The sequence below is a fragment of the Bradyrhizobium sp. genome, from assembly GCF_049581145.1.
Classification (GTDB): domain Bacteria; phylum Pseudomonadota; class Alphaproteobacteria; order Rhizobiales; family Xanthobacteraceae; genus Bradyrhizobium.
The window spans coordinates 1-1,784 of sequence record NZ_JBAURI010000236.1; the positions used below are offsets into that span (position 1 = coordinate 1).

The 1,784-nt window shown below is 61.5% G+C and carries 3 protein-coding genes; 1 reads left to right on the forward strand and 2 read right to left on the reverse strand.

Annotated elements, in window-relative coordinates; all coding sequences use genetic code 11:
* Window positions 1–111: 111 nt before the first annotated feature.
* Window positions 112–360 (forward strand): hypothetical protein, encoded by a 249-nt coding sequence (locus tag WCB02_RS07925; protein WP_423957320.1) that lies wholly within the window; start codon window positions 112–114, stop codon window positions 358–360.
* Window positions 361–440: 80 nt separating this feature from the next.
* Here WCB02_RS07925 and WCB02_RS07930 read toward each other — a convergent pair whose 3' ends face one another.
* The gene (locus WCB02_RS07930) at window positions 441–920 is read right to left on the reverse strand and encodes a cache domain-containing protein (RefSeq protein ID WP_423957321.1); all 480 of its coding nucleotides are present in this window, start codon (window positions 918–920) and stop codon (window positions 441–443) included.
* Between the two features lie 70 nt (window positions 921–990).
* Window positions 991–1,784, reverse strand: a 794-nt coding sequence (gene hemB / locus WCB02_RS07935) for a porphobilinogen synthase (protein WP_423957322.1), incomplete at its 5' end; no start/stop codon positions are given.

Here is a 1,784-nt window from a genome sequence, read left to right on the forward strand (position 1 = left end):
ACCGAGCCGTTTTCGTCAGAGGCGCCCTGCTTGCCTCGAGCCAGGGCCTGGGGCAAATTTGCGAATCCCGCGGCTGTCATGGGCTACGCGGTTCAAAGCAGGGAGCGTCGAATGCGAAAGTTGATTCTTGCGCTCATGTTGCTGCTCCCGCTTGGGATGCTCGCTGCGCCGATGGCGAGCGCGCAGAAGGCCGAGCAGAAAACTCGATGCGAGGTCCACAGACAGAACACGGATACCTCGGTCTGTCCTCCGAACGGCAATCAATGGCAAATCTGGAGCCCCGCCTCCGGCTGCACCGGCTACTGGAGCTGCAACAATCCAGGGATCGATGCCTGCAGCGACGCCAATCAATGTACATAAAAATTTATGTAATAGGCGGTCCGGCAGGAACGCAGCCGTCGTAACTCGGCGCGCCACAAGATTGCCGGGTTCGGAACCGTCTACTTGTAATAGCCGACGCCGCAGCCGAGATCGCTGTCAGCCCTGGCTACGAAGCTTACCTTCGCAGCCAGCGTATCATCGGCGCTCGGCTTTGGCGCCTCATAGCTGACTTCAGTGATTTGACCTTCAGGCTTCTGGATCGCCGCGTAGATTTCCGCGCCAAACAGCTTGCCCGTGGAGTTCTGTGCGGCGCGCACGTCTGTGCCGAGCGCTTGCTTGAGGTTGGGATTGCCAATTGCAACGAACGTGCCGTCGGTGGCATTCACACAAAAGACGTAGAGGTCTCGATCCCGGAATCCGCCTTCTCCCTTGTTGAACATGTCGAGCGCTTTGGTCTCATCCATTCTCACTGCGGCGACCGCTTTCATCAACATGGCCTTTGCTTCTTCGGCCGTACCGCCGGTTTGCTGAGCGAAAGCCGCGGACGAGAGGACAATGACTGCTGCCGGCGCCGCGCCGATCGCGAATTTGCGGACCATAATATTCCTCCTGTCGCGCGCTCCGACGAAGGGGGCCGTACATGCCAATATCAGCCACGGCCTATTCGATTTACGCCTTCTTCAGCTTCTCCGCCGCCCGGGCCGCGAAGTATGTCAACACCCCATCTGCGCCGGCGCGCTTGAAGGCGATGAGGCTTTCCATCATCGCCTTATCGCCGTCGATCCAGCCGTTTTGCGATCCCGCCATGATCATCGAATATTCGCCGCTCACCTGATAGGCGAAAGTCGGCGCGCCGAATTCGTCCTTCACCCGGCGAATGATGTCGAGATAGGGCATGCCAGGCTTGACCATCACCATGTCGGCGCCTTCGTCGAGGTCGAGCTCGACTTCGCGCAGCGCCTCGTCGCTGTTGGCCGGGTCCATCTGATAGGTGCGCTTGTCGCCCTTGAGCGCTCCCGCCGAGCCCAGCGCGTCGCGGAACGGCCCGTAGAAGGCGGAGGCGTATTTGGCCGCGTAGGCCATGATCTGGACGTCGAGGAAGCCTTCGGCATCGAGCGCCTCGCGGATCGCCCCGACCCGCCCGTCCATCATGTCGGAGGGAGCGATGACGTCGGCGCCGGCGCGCGCCTGGATGAGCGCCTGGCGCACCAGCGCCTCGACCGTCTCGTCGTTGAGAATCGTGATTTCGCCCGTCGCGCTCTCCCTGATGAGGCCGTCGTGGCCGTGGCTCGTATAGGGGTCGAGGGCGACATCGGTGACGAGGCCGATCTGAGGGAATTCGCGCTTGATGGCGCGGCAGGCCTGGCAGACGAGATTGCCGTCGTTGAAGGCTTCGCTGCCCCGCTCGTCCTTGAGATTGGACTCGGTATAGGGGAAGAACGCGATCGCCGGGATGTCGAGCC